The sequence below is a fragment of the Pseudomonas sp. EL_65y_Pfl1_R83 genome, from assembly GCF_963970695.1.
GTDB classification, from domain to species: domain Bacteria; phylum Pseudomonadota; class Gammaproteobacteria; order Pseudomonadales; family Pseudomonadaceae; genus Aquipseudomonas; species Aquipseudomonas tritici.
In genome coordinates this window covers 97,007-121,265 of the sequence record NZ_CAXAQI010000003.1, presented here as the reverse complement: position 1 = coordinate 121,265, position 24,259 = coordinate 97,007, and the positions used below count along the sequence as shown (strand labels likewise).

General features: G+C 59.5%; 19 protein-coding genes, 1 tRNA gene and 1 pseudogene. 4 read left to right on the top strand and 17 right to left on the bottom strand.

Going from position 1 to position 24,259, the window contains the following annotated elements:
* Positions 1-162: 162 nt before the first annotated feature.
* The 5 genes from AACY08_RS04975 to AACY08_RS04955 are packed head-to-tail and all read right to left on the bottom strand — an operon-like array spanning position 163 to position 5,827.
* Positions 163-1,278 carry an aminotransferase class V-fold PLP-dependent enzyme gene (locus tag AACY08_RS04975; RefSeq protein WP_339468420.1) on the bottom strand — a complete coding sequence of 372 codons (1,116 nt, stop codon included), beginning with the start codon at positions 1,276-1,278 and terminating at the stop codon, positions 163-165.
* Positions 1,275-2,495, bottom strand: coding sequence for an MFS transporter (locus tag AACY08_RS04970; RefSeq protein ID WP_339468418.1), 1,221 nt, complete (start codon positions 2,493-2,495; stop codon positions 1,275-1,277). Before AACY08_RS04970 ends, AACY08_RS04975 begins: the two co-directional genes overlap by 4 nt.
* Positions 2,492-3,796 (bottom strand): hypothetical protein, encoded by a 1,305-nt coding sequence (locus AACY08_RS04965; protein ID WP_339468417.1) that lies wholly within the window; start codon positions 3,794-3,796, stop codon positions 2,492-2,494. Before AACY08_RS04965 ends, AACY08_RS04970 begins: the two co-directional genes overlap by 4 nt.
* Positions 3,793-4,914, bottom strand: coding sequence for a threonine aldolase family protein (locus tag AACY08_RS04960; protein WP_339468416.1), 1,122 nt, complete (start codon positions 4,912-4,914; stop codon positions 3,793-3,795). The genes AACY08_RS04965 and AACY08_RS04960 overlap by 4 nt, the downstream gene beginning before the upstream one ends.
* Complete coding sequence (locus AACY08_RS04955) at positions 4,865-5,827, bottom strand: proline dehydrogenase family protein (protein WP_339468415.1); 963 nt, start codon at positions 5,825-5,827, stop codon at positions 4,865-4,867. The genes AACY08_RS04960 and AACY08_RS04955 overlap by 50 nt, the downstream gene beginning before the upstream one ends.
* A 458-nt stretch (positions 5,828-6,285) precedes the next feature.
* Here AACY08_RS04955 and AACY08_RS04950 point away from each other — a divergent pair, with 458 nt between their 5' ends.
* Entirely contained in the window at positions 6,286-7,227 is a 942-nt protein-coding gene (locus AACY08_RS04950) for a LysR family transcriptional regulator (RefSeq protein ID WP_339468413.1), read from the top strand.
* Between the two features lie 108 nt (positions 7,228-7,335).
* Here the strand turns inward: AACY08_RS04950 and AACY08_RS04945 are convergent, their stop codons facing one another.
* The 3 genes from AACY08_RS04945 to ptsP are packed head-to-tail and all read right to left on the bottom strand — an operon-like array spanning position 7,336 to position 12,833.
* Positions 7,336-9,042 carry a PTS fructose-like transporter subunit IIB gene (locus AACY08_RS04945; protein ID WP_339468411.1) on the bottom strand — a complete coding sequence of 569 codons (1,707 nt, stop codon included), beginning with the start codon at positions 9,040-9,042 and terminating at the stop codon, positions 7,336-7,338.
* Between the two features lie 11 nt (positions 9,043-9,053).
* Positions 9,054-9,974, bottom strand: coding sequence for a 1-phosphofructokinase (pfkB, locus tag AACY08_RS04940; RefSeq protein ID WP_339468410.1), 921 nt, complete (start codon positions 9,972-9,974; stop codon positions 9,054-9,056).
* Positions 9,975-12,833, bottom strand: coding sequence for a phosphoenolpyruvate--protein phosphotransferase (gene ptsP / locus AACY08_RS04935; protein WP_339468408.1), 2,859 nt, complete (start codon positions 12,831-12,833; stop codon positions 9,975-9,977). It lies immediately after the preceding gene.
* A gap of 292 nt (positions 12,834-13,125) precedes the next feature.
* Here ptsP and cra point away from each other — a divergent pair, with 292 nt between their 5' ends.
* Positions 13,126-14,121, top strand: coding sequence for a catabolite repressor/activator (gene cra / locus AACY08_RS04930; protein WP_339468406.1), 996 nt, complete (start codon positions 13,126-13,128; stop codon positions 14,119-14,121).
* Between the two features lie 2 nt (positions 14,122-14,123).
* Positions 14,124-14,900, top strand: coding sequence for a TatD family hydrolase (locus AACY08_RS04925; protein WP_339468404.1), 777 nt, complete (start codon positions 14,124-14,126; stop codon positions 14,898-14,900).
* On the opposite strand, the gene AACY08_RS04920 is transcribed toward AACY08_RS04925, so the two are convergent.
* The 6 genes and pseudogenes from AACY08_RS04920 to AACY08_RS04900 all read right to left on the bottom strand — a co-directional run bounded on the left by AACY08_RS04920 (position 14,847) and on the right by AACY08_RS04900 (position 21,187).
* Complete coding sequence (locus AACY08_RS04920) at positions 14,847-15,278, bottom strand: hypothetical protein (RefSeq protein ID WP_339468403.1); 432 nt, start codon at positions 15,276-15,278, stop codon at positions 14,847-14,849. The two genes, AACY08_RS04925 and AACY08_RS04920, sit on opposite strands and share 54 nt — an antisense overlap.
* A gap of 126 nt (positions 15,279-15,404) precedes the next feature.
* A complete protein-coding gene (locus AACY08_RS30350; RefSeq protein WP_445262018.1) occupies positions 15,405-16,109 on the bottom strand; it encodes a methyl-accepting chemotaxis protein in 705 nt (234 codons plus the stop codon).
* A 153-nt stretch (positions 16,110-16,262) separates the two neighbouring features.
* Positions 16,263-16,466, bottom strand: a pseudogene (locus tag AACY08_RS30345) (HAMP domain-containing protein); the annotation flags it as partial.
* 1,112 nt (positions 16,467-17,578) lie between these two features.
* Positions 17,579-18,415, bottom strand: coding sequence for a regulatory signaling modulator protein AmpE (ampE, locus tag AACY08_RS04910; protein ID WP_339468401.1), 837 nt, complete (start codon positions 18,413-18,415; stop codon positions 17,579-17,581).
* Entirely contained in the window at positions 18,412-18,975 is a 564-nt protein-coding gene (gene ampD, locus AACY08_RS04905; protein ID WP_339468399.1) for a 1,6-anhydro-N-acetylmuramyl-L-alanine amidase AmpD, read from the bottom strand. Before ampD ends, ampE begins: the two co-directional genes overlap by 4 nt.
* A 61-nt stretch (positions 18,976-19,036) precedes the next feature.
* Positions 19,037-21,187 (bottom strand): DUF1631 domain-containing protein, encoded by a 2,151-nt coding sequence (locus tag AACY08_RS04900; RefSeq protein WP_339468398.1) that lies wholly within the window; start codon positions 21,185-21,187, stop codon positions 19,037-19,039.
* Between the two features lie 191 nt (positions 21,188-21,378).
* On the opposite strand from AACY08_RS04900, the gene nadC reads away from it, so the two are divergent.
* On the top strand, positions 21,379-22,227 hold the full coding sequence (gene nadC / locus AACY08_RS04895) for a carboxylating nicotinate-nucleotide diphosphorylase (protein ID WP_339427177.1): 849 nt from the start codon (positions 21,379-21,381) through the stop codon (positions 22,225-22,227).
* Between the two features lie 51 nt (positions 22,228-22,278).
* On the opposite strand, the gene AACY08_RS04890 is transcribed toward nadC, so the two are convergent.
* The 3 genes from AACY08_RS04890 to AACY08_RS04880 all read right to left on the bottom strand — a co-directional run bounded on the left by AACY08_RS04890 (position 22,279) and on the right by AACY08_RS04880 (position 24,252).
* Complete coding sequence (locus tag AACY08_RS04890; RefSeq protein ID WP_339468396.1) at positions 22,279-22,584, bottom strand: DUF6388 family protein; 306 nt, start codon at positions 22,582-22,584, stop codon at positions 22,279-22,281.
* Positions 22,585-22,730: 146 nt separating this feature from the next.
* Positions 22,731-22,803 (bottom strand) — tRNA-Thr (locus AACY08_RS04885).
* A gap of 48 nt (positions 22,804-22,851) precedes the next feature.
* Positions 22,852-24,252, bottom strand: coding sequence for an O-antigen ligase family protein (locus AACY08_RS04880; RefSeq protein ID WP_339468395.1), 1,401 nt, complete (start codon positions 24,250-24,252; stop codon positions 22,852-22,854).
* Positions 24,253-24,259 lie beyond the last annotated feature (7 nt).

The following is a 24,259-nucleotide window of genomic DNA, read 5'->3' as shown; positions in this document are numbered from 1 at the left end:
CCCCAGATGCGCGAAGTTATAAAAACGAGCCTTGCGACGCGAGTTTGATTACCACACCTCAATTCGCGAAGCCACTTAATAAAGTGCAACTGCTTTAGCTGACAGACAGATAATCGGCGATCATCGCCTTCCCATCTCCACGACATTTATATAATCCGAATGTTACATTTTTGCCAACAGATCCATGAATACCTGCACATCTTCAAGACTGTTTTTATTATTAATCGACAGGCGCACAAAGCGATCATGCCCTTGCCCCAACATATAGTAAGGCGTATGCGAGGCATACCCCGGCCAGCCATTCACGCCCCGCGTGCGCATATAAGCGACAAGTTCAGTTGCCGAATAATTAGCATGGGTCAATGAAATGATCCCCGCTTGTTGTGCACCAGGAGCGATGACACTGATGTGCGCCGTTTGTGCCAGTTGCTGATAAAGAAACCGGTAGGTCCCACGCTCAACGTTATAGGCCACAGACAGACGCTCTTTGATCGCCTGGTTCAAGCCAACCACTGCCGCATTGTTACGCTCGGCATACTCATAACGCCGGGCATCCTCAACCCCCAGGCTCACCTCCCCGCGCACATCAACACTGGCCCTGCTCAAGTCAGTGAAGCGCGGTTGCGCAGCCGCCATAAAATCCTCGGACAGGTAGGCAAACCCCGTGCCTCTGGGCCCGCAAAGAAACTTCCTGCCGGCGGCGGTCAGCACATCGGCACCCATCGCGCGCACATCCAGAGGCAGCATGCCCGCCGACTGACAGGCATCGACAAAGTAGAAACACGGGTAATCACGCAAAATATTACCCACTGCCTCAACATCGTTCACGATGCCGCAGCACGACGGCACGTGCACCACCGAGACCAGCATGACTTGCGCGCTCATGTGCTGTGCCAGCCATTGCAGGTCCAGGTCACCATTTGCGAGCAACGGCATCACATCAACCACAACGCCATATCGGCGCTGCAACTCGGACAGTGCGATCAGATTGCCGGCGTACTCATAGGGCGTGACCACGACACGCGCCCCCTTGGGCCAGCGCAGCACGTTCAACGCCGTTACCCAAGCCTTGGTAGCGCCATCGAAAAGAGCAATATTTCGTGCGTTTGTGCCAAGCAACCGGGCGATGTTTTCATACACTTCGCCGTCCAGCGTTGCGGCGTAGGAAAGTTCGGTTTCATACGCGCCGATTGCATATTCCTCTTGTAAGTAAACCTGCATCAGATGCAACGTTTCAGAAGAAATACGACCCGCCCCTGCCGTATTAAAGTGAATCATCCATCAGCCCTTTGTCGTGAGCCCATAAAATAGAAACCGCTCGCCACCACGATGCACATCGATAAGACATAAAACATCGCCTGGGGGGCATAAAGCGATAACGCAACGCCACACAATACCGGACCGAGGGCCGCCCCCAGATTCGACAAGTTCTGCGCACCGTAGTAAACGCCGCGCATATCCTCCGGCGCAATATAATCAATAAACAAGTATTCCGCCGGAATAATGATGATTTCACCCACGGTAAAAACAATCATCGCAAGTACCCAAATAGCCGGCATCTGCGCGTAGGCGAAACCCATCAGCCCTATCACAAAGAACAGCATTCCCAGCATCAACATGCGAAACAGGTTGTGCTGGTTGATCCGGGAGCCGATCAAATATTGAAGACTGATAACCACACAGGCGTTAGTAGTGACCAGGTAATTGATAATCCGATACGCATTTTGCGGATCGCTCGTCACGATCAGGTATTGCGACAGGTAGGCCGTGAACTGCCCAAACACAATGGCGCTGAGAATGCCGCCGATCGTGAAACACACCAGCCGATAGTTCGTAACCAAATGCACCAGTACGTTGACAAAACTCGATCCGCTACCGCCACTCACACCGCCAGACGAACGAGGAATTCGGCCACCCACCAGCCCATACAGCACGACAAAGACCGCCCCGATCAATGCAGCCACCGCAAATGGCATCCCGGGGCTGACTTTGGCAAACATCACACCGAGAAAAGGGCCGATGGCATAGCCGACGTTGGTCAGGGTGTACTTCAGCGAGAACACCCCGCCGCGCTTGTCCGGCGCCACCAGAAAACCTATGCCGGATTTGACCGCGATATCCACCACCGCATAGGCCAGGTTCACTACCACAATCGCGATGATGAACGGCACCAGGCTGGTCACCTGGAAGGCCACCGCGAACGCAAGCGAGAACACTGTCGCGGCAGCGAGCATGATCCGGTAGTTGGAGAACCTGTCTACCAGGAACCCGCCATAGACCCCCAGGATTGAACTGACGATCAATGCCCCGCCAACCGCGATACCGATATCCGCAACGCCCAGGCCGAATGCCTCGGAGAAGTAAATAACCAGATAGGGCAACGCCAGTGCCCTGGCAACGGTCAGGATGAAGGTCGCCGACAGCAGCAAAATCACCGTTCTGTCATAGACTCTGGCCTGACTCTGGACTACCAACCCCTCCGAGACGTTCTTCATGCCAGCATTTCCCTGTATACGCTTGCCTCGTGCTCACGCAGCACTTCAATACTGTGCTGAATGTTCGCTCGGTTGCTGTCGAGGATGAATACATGACCGGGGCTGTTTTCCAGGGAAATGGTCGGCTTGAGTACACCGTCATCCTGGATCTTTATGCTGTGCACCCCAGGGATCGCCTTCCATGCTGTGATGTCCGGCGTACGCTTGATCGGCCCCGCATGCCGTGAGATGAGAAACACACAGCTGGAATGAAAGTAGAGATTTTTTCGCGACCGTTGGCGGTAGTCGAGAAAGGCCTCTGGGTTAATCAACGAGTCGATCCACAGACTCAACTGGTTATGCCCCAGGGCTCGGGTATAGGCCGAAAGATCGATACCGCCCGGCATGCGCGCAGCCGTCTCCAGCAATACCGGTTCGTCATTGACGATCATCAATTCGCTATGCCCGACGCCGTGCCGGATGCCCAGCGCGTCGAGTACGGAGAATATGTAACCGGACAGTCGACTATAGACATCGGCATTGTCCACCGGGCACATCAACTGGTTGTAATCATGCACCGGCGAGGCACCGATACGGGTGCGGTAGACACGGATAATTTCGCTGACATAGTGCAGGCCATCGATACTCACCGTATTGACGCAGTACTCGATGTCGACGTCTTTGGACTTGCTGAGCAACAACTCCGAGTTGAAATCCGAGTTGTCCAGGTATTGCTGCACCAGGATTTCTTCATTACTTTCCAGAAAGATATTGCGACTGGATTTGATAACCTCGAAGGCGTGTTCAATCTGGCTGACGTCGGTGCAAATGTGGATGTTGTCGGAACCGGCGCTTTTAACCGGTTTCAATACCACCGGCAGCATCTGGTTTTCCTTGACCCAGTCCAGAATGCCCGGCAGCGCATCTGACTTGAAGTGCTTGATCGAACGTACACCCGCCCGGAACAACGCCTCGTGCATTTGGTACTTGTCACGCCAGCGCACGGCGTGGGCTGGATTGTTATGGCGCGGGACGTTGAATAGGGCAGCCAGATGAGCCGCTAACTCGACGCCGAACTCACAACCGGCCAGTACGAATTGCACGTTGTACTCAGACAGTGCCTGCTGCAACTCTGCATCCGAACGATAAAGCAGGTCGTTGATGAAATCCCCGGTGCGCAACCAAGCCTCATAAAACGCATTCACGTCGGCGGTCGAACGCACGTGCACACATTCATACCCCCGTGACATGAACGCAGGCGCGATCAAACTGCCAATCGAGTAGGCGTCGACAATCAATACGATATTTTTCTTATAGATCATTTGATTGCCTCCTGTGATGAACTCAATTCACGCACGGCGGTTTTGATTATGCCCGCCGCCCTGAGGATGTCGGCGCGGCTGATATTGATATGCGGCATAAAGCGCATTTCCCGTGCGTTATAGGGCAAGCCGGCGACACCTTGTTGGCTCAGGTGAATGCCAAATTGCATCGGTGTCATGCCCAACGAAGAAATGTCCAGGGTCACCATATTGGTGCCCTTGTAGTGCGCAGGCGTCTCATCGATATCGCTGAGCAGGCGGTGCAGCAGGGCCGCATGCTCATGATCCTCGGCCAGACGCTCAATATTGTTATGCATCGCATAGAGCCCGGCCGCAGCCATCATGCCGGCCTGATGAAGATCGCCGCCAAACCATTTACGGTATTTCCTGGCGCGCTGGATCAGCTCTTTGGAACCCACCATGATCGAGCCCACAGGTGCGCCAAGAGCCTTGGATAGACACATCGACATGAGGTCGGCGTTTTCCGTGTAGGAGGTCACATCAATGCCGGAAGCGATAGAGGCATGGAGGATGCGAGCACCATCCAGGTAACGATAGGCGTCGATAGTCTTGGCATAACCGAAGACTTCGTTCATCTGCGCCAGAGGAAAAATCGCGCCGCCTTTGCACCCAAGGGTGTTTTCAATCACCACCACACGCGGCAAGGCGTAATTCTGGTTCCAGCGGCAGCGCGAGGCATACAACTTTTCCAGGTCACTGATATCAAACAACCCGTTGTCGTGGGCCGACAATGAAAAGTTGACCCCGGAAAACGCCGAGGTTGCGGCGGCCTCGTAATAGTTGATGTGGTAGGAGGCATCCAGAAAAATCTCATCACCGGGCTGGGTGAGGGACTTGATCGCGAGTTGGTTGCTCAGTGTGCCGCCGGTAGTAAAGAGTGCTGCTTCCTTCTGGAAGTAGTTGGCGCAGAACGCTTCCAGGGCACGCACACTCGGGTCTTCGCCGAAACATTCATCCCCGACTTCCGCCTGGTAGATAGCCTTGCGCATGCCTTCCGTTGGCTTGGTGACGGTATCGCTTCTGAGATCGATAAACATGACTGCTCCTTTAATAACCAGCGCCGAAGGTGATACGCGAGGGGTCGTAGAAGTCGGCAAGTGCCTCAAGGACGTTGTCCGGCGACTCCGCCAGGCGGTGCAGGAAATGCAGGTACCAGCTATCACCATAAACTGCGGCAATCCGGCAGGTCAGGCCCCCCTCCCTGACGCTGCGCAACACATCCGGTTGCACGCCGTGGAGCATCTCCAGTTCCTGGATCTTCAAGTGATAAACACCGTCGAAAAGACGCTTGATCAAGTTGGGATCTTGCGTTGCACAACTCACAGGAATATTGGCGACCAGTAAATCGTCAAGTAACGCCAGGTAGCGTTTATCCAGTTCTTCACCACGAGGTAGAGCAATTTCAGGCGCCTCGTTGTAAACCCCTTTGACCAATCTGACTTTACGGCCATAGCTGATGATGCGCGGTAAATCCTCGACGGTCCTATGCAAATGCGCCTGCACGGTAATACCGACATTGTGATGGGCCGGGGCAAGTTCGGCATACACTTGCAGAATTTTATCGACTGCCGAAGAGTGCTCCATACTGATCATGACGGGGATATCGTGCTCCGCCGCCGCCGACAGGATAGTGACAGCATTGTGATAAGCCGTTTCCTGGGAAATGAGCATACCCACGGCACTTAAATCAAACCCCAACTGTGGTTTTAAATTAGCGCGGGCAAACGTTTGAATGGCACTCAGGTATTCGCTGACAAAGCCTTTTACAACTTGGGGATCATGATTCTCTTCACCCACATATTCAACACCGAGCTGATAGCCTTTTGCCGCAAGCTGATGCAGCTTACCGCTCAGCTCCTGCGCGTCCGACGCGATAATGTAACGATGGGCGGCGTGCTCGAACAATTTGAAAAACAATGAGTTTTTATCGAACGCTTCGCGACACGCCTGGTTGAGTGCCAACTTCTTCAACCCTGCACATGCCAGTGTATAAACTTCCTTGGAAAGCATTTATTGCTCCTTGCCGACAATGGTTTGCGCAAACACAACTTATTTTTTACAAAACAGCAAACTTTATTTACTGCGGACTCCGCGGCCGACATCACCCACGCGATCGCGCCCTGAACAGGGAGGCGCCATTAATGACCTATAAGGAGTTTTGCCCTATTTCTGCTGCATGAGAATGCTCGGAAATATAAAGCAAAGCTGTCCCCCAAACAGGTGACTCAGCGATTGCTCATAAAGTGGTCGATATACGAAGTGCTGAGAAAGAGCACTTAACGTCGTCAGATTCCTTTTAAAGGTGACCAGCATCCTCGCCTCTTCGATCCAATAGGTCATTTTTATGACATTGCGAATAGCGAATCACTCACAGGTATTCGTGCTTCTAGCTTACCGCCGCGCCACGTTCTGATTTATGATAATTTTTACCAGATAGGTGGAACTAAATTCATGGATACAGGGTTCGTATGTTTTCCTCAGAGCGCTTGAAAGGGATTGATGTGTTCGTCTGCGTCTCGGAGACCGGCAGCTTCAAGGCAGCTGCCGAGAGAATGAATTTGACAGGCTCCGCGATCAGTAAAAGTGTCGCCCGGCTGGAGAGCCGATTGGGCACCCGGCTTTTTCAACGCACGACCCGACGCCTTGCGCTGACCGATGCAGGGATCGCGTTCTATCGCACCTGCACCGGTGTGCTCGCCGACCTTGAAGAGGCAGAGTTGTCACTGCAAATCGACAATATCGAGCCGCGTGGACGGATTCGAATCGACCTTCCAGGCGCGTTCGGCCGCGCACAAGTGCTCCCTACGCTCCTGCAGTTCATGCAGGATCACCCACTGGTGATACCGCACATCACGTTCTCCGACGGGCTGATCGACCCGTTCCAGGAGGGCGTGGATGTGATGGTGCGCATTGGCGGGGCTGATGTCTGGCCCGAACGAGTGGCGCATCGTTACCTGGCCAGTGAGTGGCATACCTTCTGCGCATCGCCGAGCTATTTGGCCAGGCACGGCACGCCGCTCACAGAGCAGGATCTGGAGCATCACCAGTGCATCGCCTATGGCTGGGTGGATGGCGTTATCACCCCGTGGAGTTTCGCAGGTGATCATCCGGGCAGGATAAAACGCCAGCCGGTGGCTGCGGGGTTGGTGATCGGCAATGGCGAAGGCTTGTTGATGGCGGTATTGGCTGGCTGTGGTATCGCGCAATTGCCATCGTGGCTGATTAATCAGCAGCTGGAAGAGGGCACCTTGGTGGAAGTGTTGCCCCACCTGGCAACCGAGGGCATTCCGATCAATCTTGCCTGGATCAAAAGCCGTCAGGCACTGCCGAAGGTCAGTGCCTTGTTGGATGCATTGACGGCCAGCCTGACGCCAGTGGGCGGCATATTAAGGGGGCTTAGACGAACGTGACCCCCTTGAGGCTCCAGGCGACCCCGAGGCCGCCTTTCCATGCCGATGCTCAGCCGCGAACACCCCCGCGCTGCCACGACACCTTGCCCCTAGTGCCGGCGCTGGCCATCAGGTCGGCGCGACCACCAGTTCTACAGCCTCCGGACGCTTGATCAGCGCGTACACCAACCCCGTCAACAGGCTACCGGCAACGATTGCCAGCAGATACAACAGCGCATGGTTCATCGCATTCGGGATGATCAGCACAAACAACCCACCATGGGGCGCCGCCAGTTTGCAGCCGAAGTACATCGACAGCGCACCGGTCAAGGCGCCGCCGGCGATGCTGGCCGGGATAACGCGCAGCGGGTCCTTGGCGGCAAACGGGATCGCGCCTTCAGAGATAAAGCACATGCCGAGGATCATCGCCGCCTTGCCGGCTTCGCGTTCGGCCTGGGCGAACTTGCGTCGCGCCAGGAACGTAGCAATGCCCATGCCGATGGGCGGCACCATGCCGGCGGCCATGGTCGCGGCCATCGGTGCACCGCTGGACGCCGCCAGCAAGCCGACCGAGAACGCATACGCCGCCTTGTTGATCGGCCCGCCGAGGTCGACGCACATCATGCCGCCCAGCAGGATGCCCAGCAGCACCGCATTGGTGGTGCCCATGGTGCTGAGGAAGTCAGTAAGGCCCGTGAGCAGACGCGCCACCGGCGGGCCCACCAGGTAGATCATCGCCAGGCCGGTGAACAGGCTTGCCAGCAACGGGATGATCAGGATCGGCTTGAGCGCTTCCAGACTCTGCGGCAATTGCACCGCACGCGAGATGAACTTGACGCAGTAGCCTGCCAGGAAACCGGCGAGGATGCCGCCGATAAAACCCGCGCCCAAGGTGCCCGCCAACAGGCCGCCGATCATCCCCGGCGCAATGCCAGGACGGTCGGCAATCGAGTAGGCGATGTAGCCCGCCAGCAGCGGCACCATCAGCATGAAAGCGCGATCGCCAACGGTTTTCAGCGCAGCGGCGAGCGTGCCCTCTTGTTCAAACGCGTGAATACCGAAGACGAACGACAACGCAATCAACAACCCGCCCGCCACCACCATCGGCAACATGAACGACACGCCGGTCAGCAGGTGTTTGTACACACCGGTTTTTTCTTTCTTGGCCACCGCGCCGCTGGCGGCGCTTTCCACGGCACCTTCGGCGAGGGCCTTGTTGAGGGTGGCTTCGGACTGCTTGAGGGCAATACCGGTGCCGCAGCGGTAGATTTTCTTGCCGGCGAAGCGCTCGGTGGCCACTTCAATATCGGCCGCCAGCAGCACCACGTCGGCATTCGCAATCGCTTGCGGACTCAATGGCGTGCGTGCGCCGACCGAACCCTGGGTTTCGACCTGCAAGTCATAGCCCAAACGCTTGGCCGTCTGCTGCAAGGCTTCGGCGGCCATGAAGGTGTGGGCGACGCCCGTTGGGCAGGCCGTAATCGCGACGATGCGCGGTGTATCTTTGGCTACAGCTGCAGCCGCGACGTAGACCTGCGCCTCTTCGGCGCCGCGACGCAACACGGCGTCGACATCCGCCAGCGCCTGGGCCGGGGTGCTCTGGAACACGCGTTTGCCGACAAACCGTTGCATGTCGACGGGGGTGCTGCTGACCAGCAACACCCACTCAGCGTCATCAATCGTGGCCTGGGACAACTGGCGTTCCGGGCGCTGTACGTCCACCACCTCAACGCTGGTGCTCCAGCCCTGGCGCTGCGCGGCAGCGTCCAACAAGCGAGCGCACAGCACACTGGTGACCATACCGTTCGGGCAGGCAGTAACAATGGCTAATTTCATCACAAACCCTCTTATTGTTCTGTCAGCGGGCGTACGTGTACACCGCTTTCGAGACGCGCCAACTGCGCGTCATCGCTGATGCCGAAACCAATCTGCGTGACGGCCATGGCGGCAATCGCCGTGGCCCGGCGCAGGGTGTGCTCCGGCGCATTGCCACTGAGCACACCGTGCAGCATCCCGGCCAGCAGCGAGTCGCCGGCGCCGACGGTACTGGCGACCGTCACCTGTGGCGGCGTGGCATGCAGTGCCCCGGCCGGGCTGTACCAGCTCACGCCGGCGGCACCGTCGGAAACCACCACATGCTCCACGCCCTGCTGATGCAACTGACTGATCGCGTCCGTGGCATTTCCCAAGGCTTCGGCCAGCTCTTCGGTGTTGGGTTTGACCATCCACGGGCCAGCCTTCAAGCCGGCGCGCAGCGCTTCGCCACTGGTGTCCAGGGCGACTTTCAAACCGAGCGCCTTGAGTTCCTCGAGCAAGCCCTGAAACCACTGCGGGCTGACGCCGCGCGGTAAGCTGCCGGCCACCACCACCGCATCGAATTCAGGGCCGATCATCGCAATCCTCTTGAGCAGTTCTCGTTGCGCCTGCTCACTGACCACAGGCCCCGGCGCATTGATGTCGGTAACCCGGCCGTCTTGTTCGGCAATCTTGATGTTGCTCCGGGTTTCGCCCGGCACGCGAATGAACGCGTCGCCAAATCCACGACTGGCAATCAGTGCATCAAACGCCTCGGGGTTTGCCGCACCGAGAAAACCACCCACGCTCACGTGATGGCCCAAATCCGCCAGCACCTGCGCCACATTCACGCCCTTGCCGGCGGCATGGGTGAGCACGGCTTCGCTGCGGTTCACTTCACCCGGTTCCAGGCGCGCCAGGCGCACCGTGAGGTCCAACGCCGGGTTCAGCGTCAGGGTCAGAATCCTTGCCATCTACACGGCCTCCACTAGGGCACGCACTTCGGCGGGCGAGCCCACCGCGAGTGCTTTTTGCGCCAGGCCCTGGGCCTCGCTCAGACTGAATTCGCGCACCCGCGCCTTCACTTCAGGAATGCTGCGGGCCGACACACTCAACTCATCCACCCCCAGGCCGATCAGCACCGGCACTGCCAGCGGGTCCGCCGCCAATTCGCCGCACACCCCTACCCATTTGCCATGGGCATGGGCGGCGCGCACGGTGATGTCGATCAGTTGCAACACCGCCGGGTGCAGGCCATCAGCCTGGGCCGACAAGGTCGGGTGGCCGCGGTCGATGGCCAGGGTGTACTGGGTCAGGTCGTTGGTGCCGACGCTGAAGAAGTCGACTTCCTTGGCCAATACCGGCGCAAGCAAAGCGGCCGATGGCACTTCGATCATGATGCCCAATTGCAGGTCGGCCACCGGGATTTCCAGGCGCAGGCGCTCGGTCATGTCGCGGGCCGCGCGCCATTCGTCGACGCTGCCGACCATGGGGAACATGATGCGCAATGGGCGGTTGTCCGCCGAGCGCAGCAGCGCGCGCAGTTGCGCCTCCATAATCTGCGGGCGTTGCAAGGTGAGACGAATCCCGCGCACGCCGAGGAAGGGGTTTTCTTCCTGGGCAATCGGCCAATACGGCAGCGGCTTGTCACCACCGACATCAAGGGTACGAACGACCAATGGGCGACCACCGAGGCCATCGAGTACGCGGCGGTACTCGGCTTCCTGGGTGGTTTCGTCCGGCGCTTGCGGGTGGGCCATGAAAATCAGTTCGGTACGCAGCAAACCGATGCCTTCGGCACCCTGCTCTACTGCGCTGGCGACACCGGCGCTTTCGCCGATGTTGGCAAACACTTCTACGGCGTGGCCGTCACGGGTCAATGCAGGTTCATGACGCTGCGCGGAAGCGGCTTGCAGGCGTTGTTCACGGGTGTCGCGCTCAACCGTGGCGCGCTGCAGGGTGGCAGCGTCAGCGTCGACATGCAGGCGACCGCGCTGGCCATCCAGCAGCAACGGCGTACCGGAGGCCAGCAGCAATACGGCGGGCCCTGCACCGACCAGCGCTGGAATACCGAGGGCACGGGCGACAATGGCGCTGTGGGCGGTCGCGCCACCACGGGCGGTGAGGATGCCGGCGACGCGCGAGGGATCAAGCCGTGCAACGTCGGACGGGCCGACTTCGTCCATGACCAGAATGTAAGGTTCGCTTGGCGCCTGAACCGTTTCAACCCCGCACAGTTGAGCCAGCACGCGTCGGCCGACATCACGAAGGTCAGCCGCACGCTCGGCGAGCAAAGCGTCCTGCAAAGACTCCTGCTGCTTGGCGGCGGCTTCGATCACGCTCATCCACGCCGCTTCGGCGCTCTCGCCTTGCTTGAGGCGGGTGTCGACTTCGTCGGTCAGTTCCGGGTCGTCGAGCATTTCCTGGTGAGTGATGAAAATCTCGCGGATAGCCTTGGATTGGCTGCGTTCGATCAGGCCGTTGATATCACCGCGCACCTCGGCCAGTGCGCTTTGCAGGCGCTGGCGCTCAATGGCCGAGGATTCGCCGCGCAGCGGGTAATCGAACGTCTGCTGAACCTGGATATGCGCAGGGCCGATGGCAATGCCTGGCGCGGCGGCGATGGCCTGGATCTGGCTGCCGGCCAGCGGCGCGCTGAGCACCGGCTCGATGTCGAGGATTTCGGGCTGGGCACTCAGGGTCGGCAGCGGCTCGACGTCTTCGCCGAGGCCTTCTTGCACCGCCGCCAACAGCGCGGGCAGTGCATCACCGGCAATCGTCGGCTCGGCGACAAACTCCAGCACCTGACCGCGACGCGCGCCGAGGCTGAGCAGCTTGCTCAGGCTTTTCACCGACACGGCGCCCACCGGGCCATCGACGATGCGCACGCGAATGTCGCCTTCAAAACTTTTCGCCAACTGCGCGAGGATCTTTGCCGGGCGCGCATGCAGGCCGTGGGCATTGGCCAGGGTGATGCGCGCGCTGGGCCAGTCTGGCGGCAGTTCGCCGCCGAGCACTTCAAGCACCGCGCGGCTGCTGGTGGCGCGGCCAAGTTCCTGGCCGCGACCTTCAATCAGCAAGGCACATAAGCGTTCAAGCAGCGTTTGGTGGGCCTCACCCAGGCTCGCCAGGCAGAACAGGCCATTGAGCGGCTGGCCGAGGTAACGCATGGGTTTATCCGGAGTGACAAACGCCAGGCCCGGGCGCTTGACCGTTTGCTCGCTGTGCAACCACCACAGGCCATCGCCCAGGGGCAGTGCGTCGACCTGCTGCAGGACGGCGGCGAAACCGTTGCTGACACAATCGGCCTGGCGCAACAGGCGTGCGCCGCGCCACACCAACTCTTCGAAATCATCGACGGACACGCCGAGGCCGATCATCTGCGCATCCAGTGCCAACTCCTGCGGCGCACCTTGCAGCAGCTTCAGCAACGCTTCGGCAGTGCCGGCACGGCGCAGCGCCTGGCCCAGGTCGGTTTCGCCGAGGGCCCGGGTGAGCAGTTGCAACAGGCGCAGGTGTTCGTCGGATTTAGCGGCAATGCCGATCGCCAAGTACACGATCTGGCCGTCACCCCAGTCCACCCCTTCGGGGAACTGGAGCAGGCGCACACCGGTAGAAAATACGTGGTCACGGGTTTCAGGGGTGCCATGGGGGATGGCAATACCTTGGCCGAGGAAGGTCGAGCCCTGGGCTTCACGGGCTTGCAAACCGCTGAGGTAACCCTCGGCGACCAGGCCGTCGGCCACCAGTTTCTCAGCGAGCAGGTGCAAGGCAGCAGATTTATCCACAGCCACCTGGCCCATGGAAATCTGCTCTACAGTGAGCTCAAGCATGCCGTTCTCCTAGTTAGTGCGGTGGCGCACTAGGTATTGTTTTAAACAAACAGTGTAAGGGTTGTTTATGAACACTGACCGAGCAGTCAATTGGCAGTAGCTACTCAGACGCGATCTTCGTAAAAATACGCTGGCTGAAACGTTTAATCTAGACTTTATGGAAGACTACGCGTTAATTACTCATCCTTGAAGAACCGCTCGGCGCTTGAGCCAGGACATTGGTCGTGTACAGGAATCGGTTACGATTGGACAAAATGTCGGGGCAAGCTCCAAAAAACAAGGAAATCCCGGTTTGAAACTCAGTGATATCGCACGTCTCGCCGGTGTGTCCGTGACCACCGCCAGCTACGTCATCAATGGCAAGGCCGAACAGCAACGCATCAGCAACGCCACCGTCGAACGGGTGCGCGCTGTCGTCGAAGCCCATGGCTTTACCCCCAACCCCCAGGCCGCCGGGCTGCGCAGTCGGCACACGCGCACCTTGGGTTTTATCCTGCCCGACCTGGAAAACCCAAGTTACGCACGCATCGCCAAGCTCCTGGAGCAAGGCGCACGGGCGCGTGGCTATCAGTTGCTGATCGCCAGCTCCGACGATGACGCCGACAGCGAGCGCCAATTACTGCAACTGTTCCGCGCCCGCCGTTGTGATGCGTTGTTTGTGGCCAGTTGCCTGCCGGCCAGCGATGACAGTTATCGCGAGCTGCAAGTCAAGGGTTTGCCGGTGATTGCCATCGACCGGGTAATGGGCGCGGATCAATTCTGCTCAGTGGTCAGCGACGACCGCCAGGCGTGCCAGCAATTAACCAGCAGCCTGCTGCAACCATTGCCCAAGCAGATCGTGCTGATCGGCGCACGGCCCGAGCTGAGCATCAGCCAGGAACGTGCCGCTGGTTTCCGTGAAGCGCTCGAAGGCTTTACCGGTGAGGTGATCGTCGAACACGGCGATGCGTTCAGCCGCGACTGCGGCCGGCAGTTGATGGAGCAACTTCTGGGTCAACTGGGGCATTTGCCTGACGCGCTGGTGACCACGTCCTACGTGCTGCTGCAAGGCGTGTTCGATGCGTTGCATGACTTTCCGCTCAAATCACGCCCGCTGCGCCTGGGCACGTTTGGTGACACCCAGTTGCTGGACTTCCTGCCGCTGCCGGTCAACGCCATGGCCCAACAACATCAGCAGATCGCCGAAACCGCCCTGCGCCTGGCCCTGGCCGCTATTGAAGAAGAGCAGTACCAACCTGGTGTGCACGCCATTGGCCGGACGTTCAAGCAGCGTATTCACGAGGCCTGAACGTGGAGTTGATCGACACCCACACCCACCTGGACTTTGCGGATTTCGACAGCGATCGCCGGGACGTCCTCAGTCATTGCCGGGCGTTGGGTGTGCGACGCATGGTGCTGCTGGGGGTGTATCAGCAAAATTGGCAGCGCGTGTGGGATCTGGTGCAAGCGGACGAAGGTTTGTTCGCCGCCTTTGGCCTGCACCCGGTGTACCTTGATGAGCATCGTCCCGCCGACCTGTCGGAATTGGGCGACTGGCTGACTCGCCTGCACGGCCATCGGCAACTGTGTGCGGTCGGTGAGATCGGCCTGGATTACTTTCTCGAGCAACTGGACCGCGAACGCCAGCAGAGCCTGTTTGAAGCTCAACTGAAGCTGGCGGTGGACTTCCAATTGCCAGCGTTACTGCATGTACGTCGCAGCCACGCCGCTGTGATCGCCACCCTCAAGCGCATACGCCTACCCCGTGGCGGCATCATCCATGCGTTTGCCGGTAGCCAAGAAGAAGCCCGCGAGTACATTAAGCTCGGCTTCAAGCTGGGCTTGGGCGGCGCCCCTACCTGGCCCCAGGCACTGCGTATGCACAAGGTATTGGCGCAACTGCCGCTCGACGCGGTGGTGATGGAAACCGACTCGCCCGATATGGCACCGGCCATGTTCCCCGGCCAACGCAACAGCCCCGAGCACCTGCCAGCTATCTGCACCGCCCTGGCCGAGCGCATGGGTATCAGCCCGCTATTGCTGGCTGAGGCGAGCACACGCAATGCCTGCGAGCTGTTCAATTGGTAGGTTCGGCGTGACCCCTTGCAGGTCCAGCGTTAGCTGTTGGCGGTAACGGGCATAACGCAACGCCAGGAAATGCACCAGCAGCACCACCAGCGAGACGTTGAACTGGCCGATCACACTGATCAGCCCCAGCCACTCCGCGACCAGCACCACAATCAGCACAATACAGGTCAAGACCACCATGCTCGGGCGCACCAAGGCCCAATGGTCCAGGGACTTGAACTGACGCAGTTGCCGGGGGCAGTTCAATCGCAATACCCACTGGCAGTAAGGGCAATCGAATGGCTCTTCGATAGCAATGGCATTCAATTGCCAAGGCTTGAGCTCAAAGGTGATGTCGCAATGGGCGCAGTGCCCTTTGATGCCGATTGCAGCGATCATCGCTGTGCCTCCCCTGAACTTGAAATCGAGTGAAACAATTTTCACCCATTCAGGGGAACAGAAAAGGGACGCCGGAAAATCAGGACAAGCACCACGCCATCCGACGACAAATCCTACGCCCAGGTCTTACACGCGAAACGCACCGATCAATTGCTTCAACTCGTTCACCTGCATCGATAACTGCCGGCTCGCCGCTTCGGTCTGATGCGCGCCCTCGGCGGCATGTTCGCCGGCCCGATTGATTGCGACGATGTTCTGGTCGATATCGTGGGCGACGGCCGTCTGTTGCTCCACGGCCGCAGCGATCTGCTGGTTTTGATCGACGATCATGCCCACGGCACCGAGGATATTTTCCAAGGCCTGCTGGACCCTTTCCGACTGCTCAACGGTGCCATTGGCCATTTCATGGCTGCTGCCCATGGCCGTCACGGCGGCCGACACACCGCTGTGCAAGCGGCTGATCATCTGTTCGATTTCTTCTGTGGAGTGCTGCGTACGCCGGGCCAGGGTGCGCACCTCGTCGGCCACCACCGCAAAACCACGCCCCTGCTCACCGGCCCGCGCGGCCTCAATGGCGGCGTTGAGTGCCAGCAGGTTGGTTTGCTCGGCAATGCTCTTGATCACTTCCAACACGCTGCTGATGGACTGGCTGTCGGTGGCCAATTGGTTAATCACCCGCACCGACTGATCGATCTCCGAGGCCAGCCGCGCGATGCTGCCCTGCTGGGATTGCACCAGGCTACGGCCACTGACAGTTTCATCGTTGACGCTGTGGGCACTGCTGACCGCCGCCGCCGCACTGCGTGCGACTTCCTGGGCAGTGGACGACATCTGGTTCATGGCCGTCGCGACTTGCTCAATCTGCGTGCGCTGCCCGGACACCGCCTGATTGCTCTGGGCTGAGACCGTTTCCACCTGGCCGGCTTGGATTTCGACCTGGCTGACGGTGTGTCCGACACGTTCGATCAAGTCATGGATCTTCGCGACGGTGCCATTGAACACCTGGCCCAGGTCGCCCAACTCATCGCGGCTATCCGCGACAAAGGCGACCGTCATGTCGCCGGCCGCCACCTTGTCCATCATCGCCCCCAGGCGCCGCAGGGTTGTGCGCGTGGAGGCGTAAAACCCTGCGTACAAATAGAAGATCAGCAGGAACACCACCGTCAGGGCCAGGACCAGCACCACCATGTGCGTGCGGTTCTGCGCCAGGCGTTGCTCCAACTGCTGTCCGAGAAATGCCAGCGTGGCGTCGTCCAACTGGTAGGTCTGGGCCATCAGCTGGCTGACACCGTCATAGAAACCCTGCCAGGGCGCGTCAAGGGTTTGCGCCATCACCACCTGCTCTTCAAACAACTCGCTGCCTTGCTTCAAGCTGGCGTTGCTGGCCTTGGCCAGGCCATCGAGTGCGGCGTGCGCAGCCTTGCTGGCGCCCAAGGCATCCTGCAACTTCAAGCCATATTCGGCCTGGAGTTTTTCCAATTGCTGCAACAGTTCGTCAAAGCGCGTACTGGACGATGAATTAAGAAAGCCTTGGCCCAGGGAATACGCGCCGATTGCCCGACCTTCACCCAGGGTCTGCGTGACTTGCGGGGTCACGCTGGTGATCAATTCGCTGAGCTGGCGCAGATCGCTCTGGGGGTCGCGGCTCAAACCGGATTGGCTGGCGATGATCTGGCTGAGCATCTGTGCCTTGTTGAGCAACTTACCGATCAGTGCACTTTTGCTCAGCAGCGACGTTTCCTGCTGCTGGGCCTTGAAGGCCGCGATCAACTCGTCGCGCTTGCCGTCAAAAGCGGCGACTTGCTCGGGGTCGGTCGCCATGGCGCTGAGGCTTTGCAGGCGGCTCAGGACACTGTCTTCCAATGCGCTGATCTTGCCCTCAAGGTCGCCGGCCTTGCCGGACTGGCCGAGGGTGGCGTTGATTTGGACTTGGTTGTTGAGGGTTTCCAGGTCGCGGCGCAAGGCCAGGCTGCTGCCGAGCAAGTCGAGGCTTTGCAATTCCACGCGTGTGCCCTGGAATTCACGCCACGAATCGCGCACCAGGTAATAGTTGGTCGCCAGCATGGGCAGCAGGAACAGCACGCTGATCAAGCTGAACTTCATGCCGAAGCTCAGGCGGTTCATCAGCGCGACGGCGGGATAGAGCAAGCTCTTCACAGGTGAACTCCCTTTCTTTTTTTTATTGAGGCGCAGGGCGGCAGTTAGCCAGCATCTGTATAGCTCAATTTGAAAGGGAGTTTTGTAACTTAAGGTTAACGGCAGCGGGGCTGCCGAAAAATAATGTGCCCGCATTCACTCGACTAGGGCAACACTGCCCAGATGGCAAACCCGGCGTACCACAGCACAGCGGCGCGCAGCAGCAGTTCCCATATGCGATCCAGGCTGATGATGCCATCGGCGCCCACCGCCGGCGGCGGGATTTCGGCGGCGACCAGGCCGACTTTTTCCACCAATTGGGCAGCGCTGATGTCCCAGCTCAGCAGTTCGTGCAGCATCACGCGGCCAACCGCGACGAAATTGCCCACCAAGGCAAAGCTGGCCGCCAACAGGCGCACCGGCAGCCAGTCAAACGCGTGGCGCAGTTGCCCGGCGCGCTCAGCGACCAGCGGGTTCTTGCTGTGCTCACCGGCCAGGGCAAGCAGGCGATAGGCCAACGCAGCCACCGGGCCCAGCAGGAAGTACCAGAAAATCACCGCAAAAAAGCTCTGGTACGCCTGCCACAACAGATGGCCCTGAACGCATTCGAGCAGTTGTTCGCCACTGTCGGCGCTGAGGTTCAGGTCACGTTCGGCCACGTGCTCGGCAGCTTGCAGGTCGCCACGGCGCCAGGCATCGCGAAACGGACCGAGCCCAGCGAGCAGATCACCACGGCCCAGGCTGTAGATCAGCACTACCAGGTGCACCGGCAGCGCCAACAGGCCGTAGGCCACCGGCTCCAGCACCAGCAGCAACAACGCCAGCAATGCCACCGGCAACAACACCAGCACTACCAGAATCAGCCAGGGACGCTTGCCCATGCTCGGGCTCGATTCCAGCTTGGCCAGTTCGCGCAGCCAACCACCATCGCGCTGCAACCGCTGGCGCAGGGCCGAGAACTTCTCGATCCATACGGCCAGTACCAACACCAGAAAACTCATCGTGCGTGTCCTCCATCCTGCAGGGCGCTGCGAAAGCGCGTCCAATCAAAAGCGGGGCCGGGATCGGTCTTGCGTCCCGGCGCGATATCGCTGTGACCACAAATGCGCTGGGGGGTGATGCCTGGGTAGGCCGCCAGCAATTGGCGGGTCAGGTCGATCAGCGACCCATATTGTGCTTCGGTGAAGGGCTGATTATCCGTGCCTTCCAGCTCTACCCCCAGGGAAAAGTCATTACAGGTTTCCCGGCCCTCGAAATACGAAACCCCGGCATGCCAGGCGCGGTCGAGGCAGGAGACAAACTGCGTCACCGTGCCATCGCGCTCAATCAGAAAATGCGCAGACACCCGTAGGTCGGCAATCCCTTCAAAGTAGGGATGTTCCGTGACATCCAGGCGGTTCTGGAAAAACTCCTGCACTTTACCGGTGGCGAACTGCGCCGGTGGCAAGCTGATGTTATGCACCACCAACAGTGAGATTTCGCCTGCGGGGCGCTCGTTGAAGTTGGGCGAAGGGCAATGACGAATGCCCTGGCACCAACCGCTGGTGGGGTCCAACTGCATACAGGTTCCTTGAACGAGACAACGTATGACCAGTATGCCGCGTTCGACCCTCTGGTTGCGATCACTTGCCGCGATTGAGTTGACGCAGTTTATTCAACACCGCGGCCAGCGCGCGCTCGAACAGGGGGCCGTCGTCCAAGGAATGCAGCGTGCCGCGCTTGAACGCCAGCGCCAACTGGCCGGTACTCTTCTCCAGCACCTTGAGCCCCGTGCGGCTGGTGAAGATATACGTGTTGGCCGGTGCCATGATCGCCGTCAGCTTGCACCGCAGTGGGCTGGTCGCGTCCGTCTGGAACACCACCCAGCTACCCACCTTTAGTTCTTGAGCCCTGAGCAAGTCCGGGTCGTTGCCCGGCAGGTCGATGACCGGGGCGGGCGACGTCGCGCTGAGGACAAACGGCTCGCGCACTTCGATCAGATCTTCCATGCCTTCGGGCGCCTGGACGTGCAAGGCCTGCAAGCGCAGAAAGAATTCACGGGTGCTGAACGGGTCGAACGCGGCACTGGTCAACCCATCGCGCAAGGCCTTGAGCAAGCCAGGCAGTTGCTCCAGCAAATGGCGCCCGGCTTCGGTGTCTTGCTGCAGGCTGACGCTCCAGATCAGCTCATCCATGGTGCTCAACGCCGCTTGCCATTGCACCGACTGCTCACCATGCTTGAGACTGGCCAGCAACAACACCTGGCTCCATGCCTGCTGCAGGAACTGCACCACCGGACGCGGCAGGACCTTGCCCAACAACAGTCGATTAAGCACATCGGCCACGCGCTGGCGTACGGCTTCGGTGCGCACGTGTCCAGCTTCGGCATCGCGGGTGTGCTGTTCAAGCAGGTCGCTGCGCCGCCGTTCATCGGCGGTAAACGCGCTGAACTCTGCGAGCAATTGGGGGAAAATCGCCGGGTCTTCGACGAACTCATTGAGCAAACGCTGCACGACCTGCTCGATACGCAGATAAAGGTGGTCGCGCTGGTAGTCTTCACACGGACTGCTGCCCATGACGGCGGCCGCGATTTCATTGAGCAAGCGTCGTGCCGGGTGACCGGCGCGGCTGAAAAAGCTCTTGTCGAGCAACGCGACTTTCAGCATCGGGATCTGCAGGCGACCGATCACAGCCTTGAAGGCACCGGGCACGGTGAGGTCGTTGAGGATAAATTCGAATAACAGCGCGACCAGGTTGATTACGTCTTCGTCCGCATCCTCTACGACCCGCGACTTACCACTCTTGACGCTGACACGGGTGAGCAACTGTTCAAGCTGGTTACACAGGTCGAAATCGTCTTCGGCCTCAGGCTCCGGCACGTACTGCTGCAAGTGGGACAGCAGGCGTAACAGGTCACGGGTGGAAATAGGCAGCGGTTCGGCACTGGCCTCAAGCGTTGGCGCCACGCTGCCGCGTACCGCTGTGAGTAATTTCTGGAGCGCGGCGAAAGCTTCCTGGCCATTTTCGTCGACGGGCTGATCGGCGGCCGGCGAAGCCTCTTCGCGCGCGTGTTCGAGGGCCGCACGCGCCTCAAGCCGAGGGGACGGTACGGCCTTGAGTTCCGGCAATACGCCGGTCGCGACCAGCAATTGATTGGCTTCGCCATACAACTGGCCGGCGTCACTGAGCACGTATTTTTCAAAGAGCTTGAGCATGATCAGTTTGACGCGAATCTCCACACCGAGGCTGCGTCCCGCCTGCAGGAAAAACTCACACAGCAGCGCGGGCCCCAGCGGGTTCTCACGCTCATCCAGGCGATTGCCCAGTAATGCGCTCAATCGCGCAGTGAGTTGGCTAAGGGCCAGGCCGTCACGCTGTCGCACCCGGCCGAGCATGGCTTCAAGCGCCACGATTTTTTCCAGGGCATCCTTGGATGAACCAGGCGGCGCGTCATAGGAAACCACCGGCACCCGTTGCAGCTCTCCCTGCCCCGCCTGGCCCAGGCTGGCGAAGGCTTCAAACAGCTGCTCCAGGAACACGCGCTCAAAATTCTTGCGCTTAAGGCGCAGGTCGCGCATGGCTTCAAAGAAAATATGGTGGTCAAGCATGTTGCGCGACCTGTCGGCCATTTCGAACAACGTGTCATCGGCGTTATCGAACAGTTCCTGCAGCCCTTGCTGCAACTGTTGCACCGCCTTGTCGCGGACCTGCAGCAACACCACCGGAAGTCGGGCGAGCGGCGATGCCGTGGCGTGTGCCTTTTTGATTGGCACCACCTTTCCGTCATTGTGCATCCTGGCCTCCTGAAACGGCGGTATTTGTCTAAACGTCAAAGCTATGACGCCAATTGAAAGGCGCAAGATTATCTTGCAAATGAGGTGGGTTGCGCCAGCAAACTCTGCCATCGCACGGTAAATGAGGGGTGAGCCTGGGTTCAAACGCGCACTGCCCCTATAATCGGGGCACTTTGTTTGTGGAGCCTGTTATGCCGAATCTCCGTCTTGCCGACCTCACCGCCGAAATCGAAGCCAACGTGCGCCGCGCACTGCTGGAAGACATCGGCAGCGGCGACATCACTGCGCAGTTGATCCCGGCCGAACGACTGGCCACCGCCACCATCATCACGCGCGACGCCGCTGTTATCGCGGGTACGGCTTGGGTCGACTCGGTATTCCGTCAGTTGGACCCGCGGGTCGCCGTGCACTGGCAGGTCGCCGACGGTGAGCGCGTCAGCCCTAACCAAGCGCTGTTCCACCTGGAAGGTCCGGCACGCTCGCTGCTCAGCGGCGAACGTAGCGCGTTGAATTTTCTGCAGTTGCTGTCCGGGGTCGCGACCCGCGCCCAATTCCTGGCAGATTTTGTCGCCAGTACCCAGGTCAAGCTGCTCGATACCCGCAAAACTCTGCCGGGCCTGCGCCTGGCGCAGAAGTACGCGGTAACCTGCGGCGGCTGCCACAACCACCGTATCGGTTTATATGACGCGTTCCTGATCAAGGAAAATCATATCGCCGCCTGCGGGGGCATTGCCCAGGCGATCACGGCCGCCCACAAGATCGCACCCGGCAAGCCGGTGGAAGTCGAAGTGGAAAGCCTGCATGAACTGCGCGAAGCCCTGGCAGCGGGCGCGGATATCATCATGCTCGATGAGTTGAGCCTGGACGATATGCGTGAAGCCGTGCGCCTGAACGGCGGAAAGGCGAAGCTGGAGGCCAGTGGCGGGATCAACGAAAGCACCCTGCTGCCTATCGCAGAGACCGGGGTGGACTACATCTCAATCGGCGCCATGACCAAGGATGTGAAGGCGGTGGATTTGTCGATGCGGCTGAGTATCTAAAACACTCAGAAATGCTTGTGTAGTGAGCGGGCAAGCCCGCTCACTACACGCTCAGACCACTAAGTTATTCATCTCGCAGTACTCTTCCCAATCGACACCCAGCACCTCGGCCGCCTCTTTGTGCAAGACCAGCCGTGCCGCTTCGAATGCTTCCGGTGTCGAGGTGTACTTGAGGGTCAGCTCCCAAGGCTGAAGGCCCTGGCTCTCGGCCTCGTCCTCGAATGCCCACTGAATCTGATCGCGCTGATCATCGGCGCTCAGGTCCTTGATTTCTTCTTTAAGCTGCGGCGTGTCCTCAAGGTATTTCTTGAGTGCTTCTTCGTGCCGAGCTTCCTGGGTCATTTCAGTCGTGGTCATGTGTGTTCTCTTAGATCGAGGAATGGGGATGCATCTGGGTCATCAAGGTTTGCGCAGATACAAATGAGCGGGCGCGAATGCCGGCTCGTCTGGCCTTCAGAACCATTCTGGGATCAACTGAAAACGTGCTGCCTTTGTTGCCTTTTTGCCCGAGACAGGAATCGAACCTGCGACCTTCGCGTTACGAGTGCGCTGCTCTACCGGCTGAGCTACACGGGCGGTGGGCTAAAGCTAGCACTGCATCGGAAGTCCGGCAACTTGCCGGCGTCAACGGGCAATCACACCTTGGGCCCAGAAGCGCGGTTGCAGGAAGGTGTCATGGCCGTCCAGGTACTGCTGCTGCGCTTGCTTGATGTGAGGTACATCGCGCGCGACAATAAAAATCAACAGACCAACGGCCAGCACACTGAGCGTTTTCCAAGCACTCCGGGCCAATGGCAGCTCAGCGGTCGGCGGCGTTCGCCACACATGCAGCGCCATCAACCAGCCCACCACCAGCGCCAGCCAAACCTGGGAGTTGGGCATCACAATCACGCCATCGACCATGGACTGCACCAACGCGCCAACCACCGATGCAAACAGGCATAGCCGCAGCAGGTCCGCACGCTCGGCGCTCAGCGCGCGCTCACGCAATATACCGAATGTGGCCCAGCCGCCTCGCCACGCCAACACCGCGACGCACAGAGCCGATGGCACACCCCATTCACTGGCCCATTGCAGGATGGCCTGGTGGGGGTGAGCGGCAATCCTGTTGGTGATATCGGCAAAATGCATAGGCCCGAAACCCAGCCCTGGCCGCTCGGTGAGCATATGCCATCCCTGCCACCAGATCGGCCCGCGTCCCGACAACGAGAGGGTGAGGCGATCGCTGGCGCTACTGGCGAGTTCGATCCCCAGGTAATCCGCTAACACTGTAAACACCAGCCAGTACAACAACAGCCCGCCAAGCACTGCGGCCAGCTGCCACCCCAGCCAGCGCCGACCCCATGGCCCCAACACCGCCAACACCACACCCGCCGCGCCCATGCCAAGCCAGGTGCCGCGTGTGCCGCCACCAATTGCGATCAGCCACCACACGCACAGCAACGCAAACACCGCAACTTTGAGCGAGCGCGAGAGAGTCGGGATCAACAAGGGAAGCGCCAGCAATGGCAGGGTGAACGTCTGGAACTGGCCGTAGAATCGCTTGTTGGAAAAGCCAGAGAGCAGCAAGTCAGGGTCCAGCGTCCGCTCGGCGCTGGCGAACGCGAGTGCGCCCGCATACACGTATTGAATCGACTTGATCAGGCACAGCAGCACCACCACCAGGATCAAGGCGCGATCCAAAGGCTCACCGCCCTGGCGACGCAGCAAGGCAAATGCCACGGCAATCGCACCGCAGCTGACAAATAAAGCCACTTCGGCCAGTGCCCAGAGCGTCTGGTGGGCCAGCGTCGATGACACCAGGCCCAGCCCAATAATCAGCGCCAGGCCCAGGGCGGTAGGCCGGTCTACCAACCGTTCAACGGGGGCGACCAACAGCCCATACAGCACCGCACAAGCCCCGATGGCAATCTGCATCGCCCGCTGTAAATCATGCCCACTGAACGGTGCACAAATTCCGACAACCAGCAGACACACCACTGCTACCAGAAAAATACTGCCACGCTGCTGTACGGATAAATACATCGGCCAC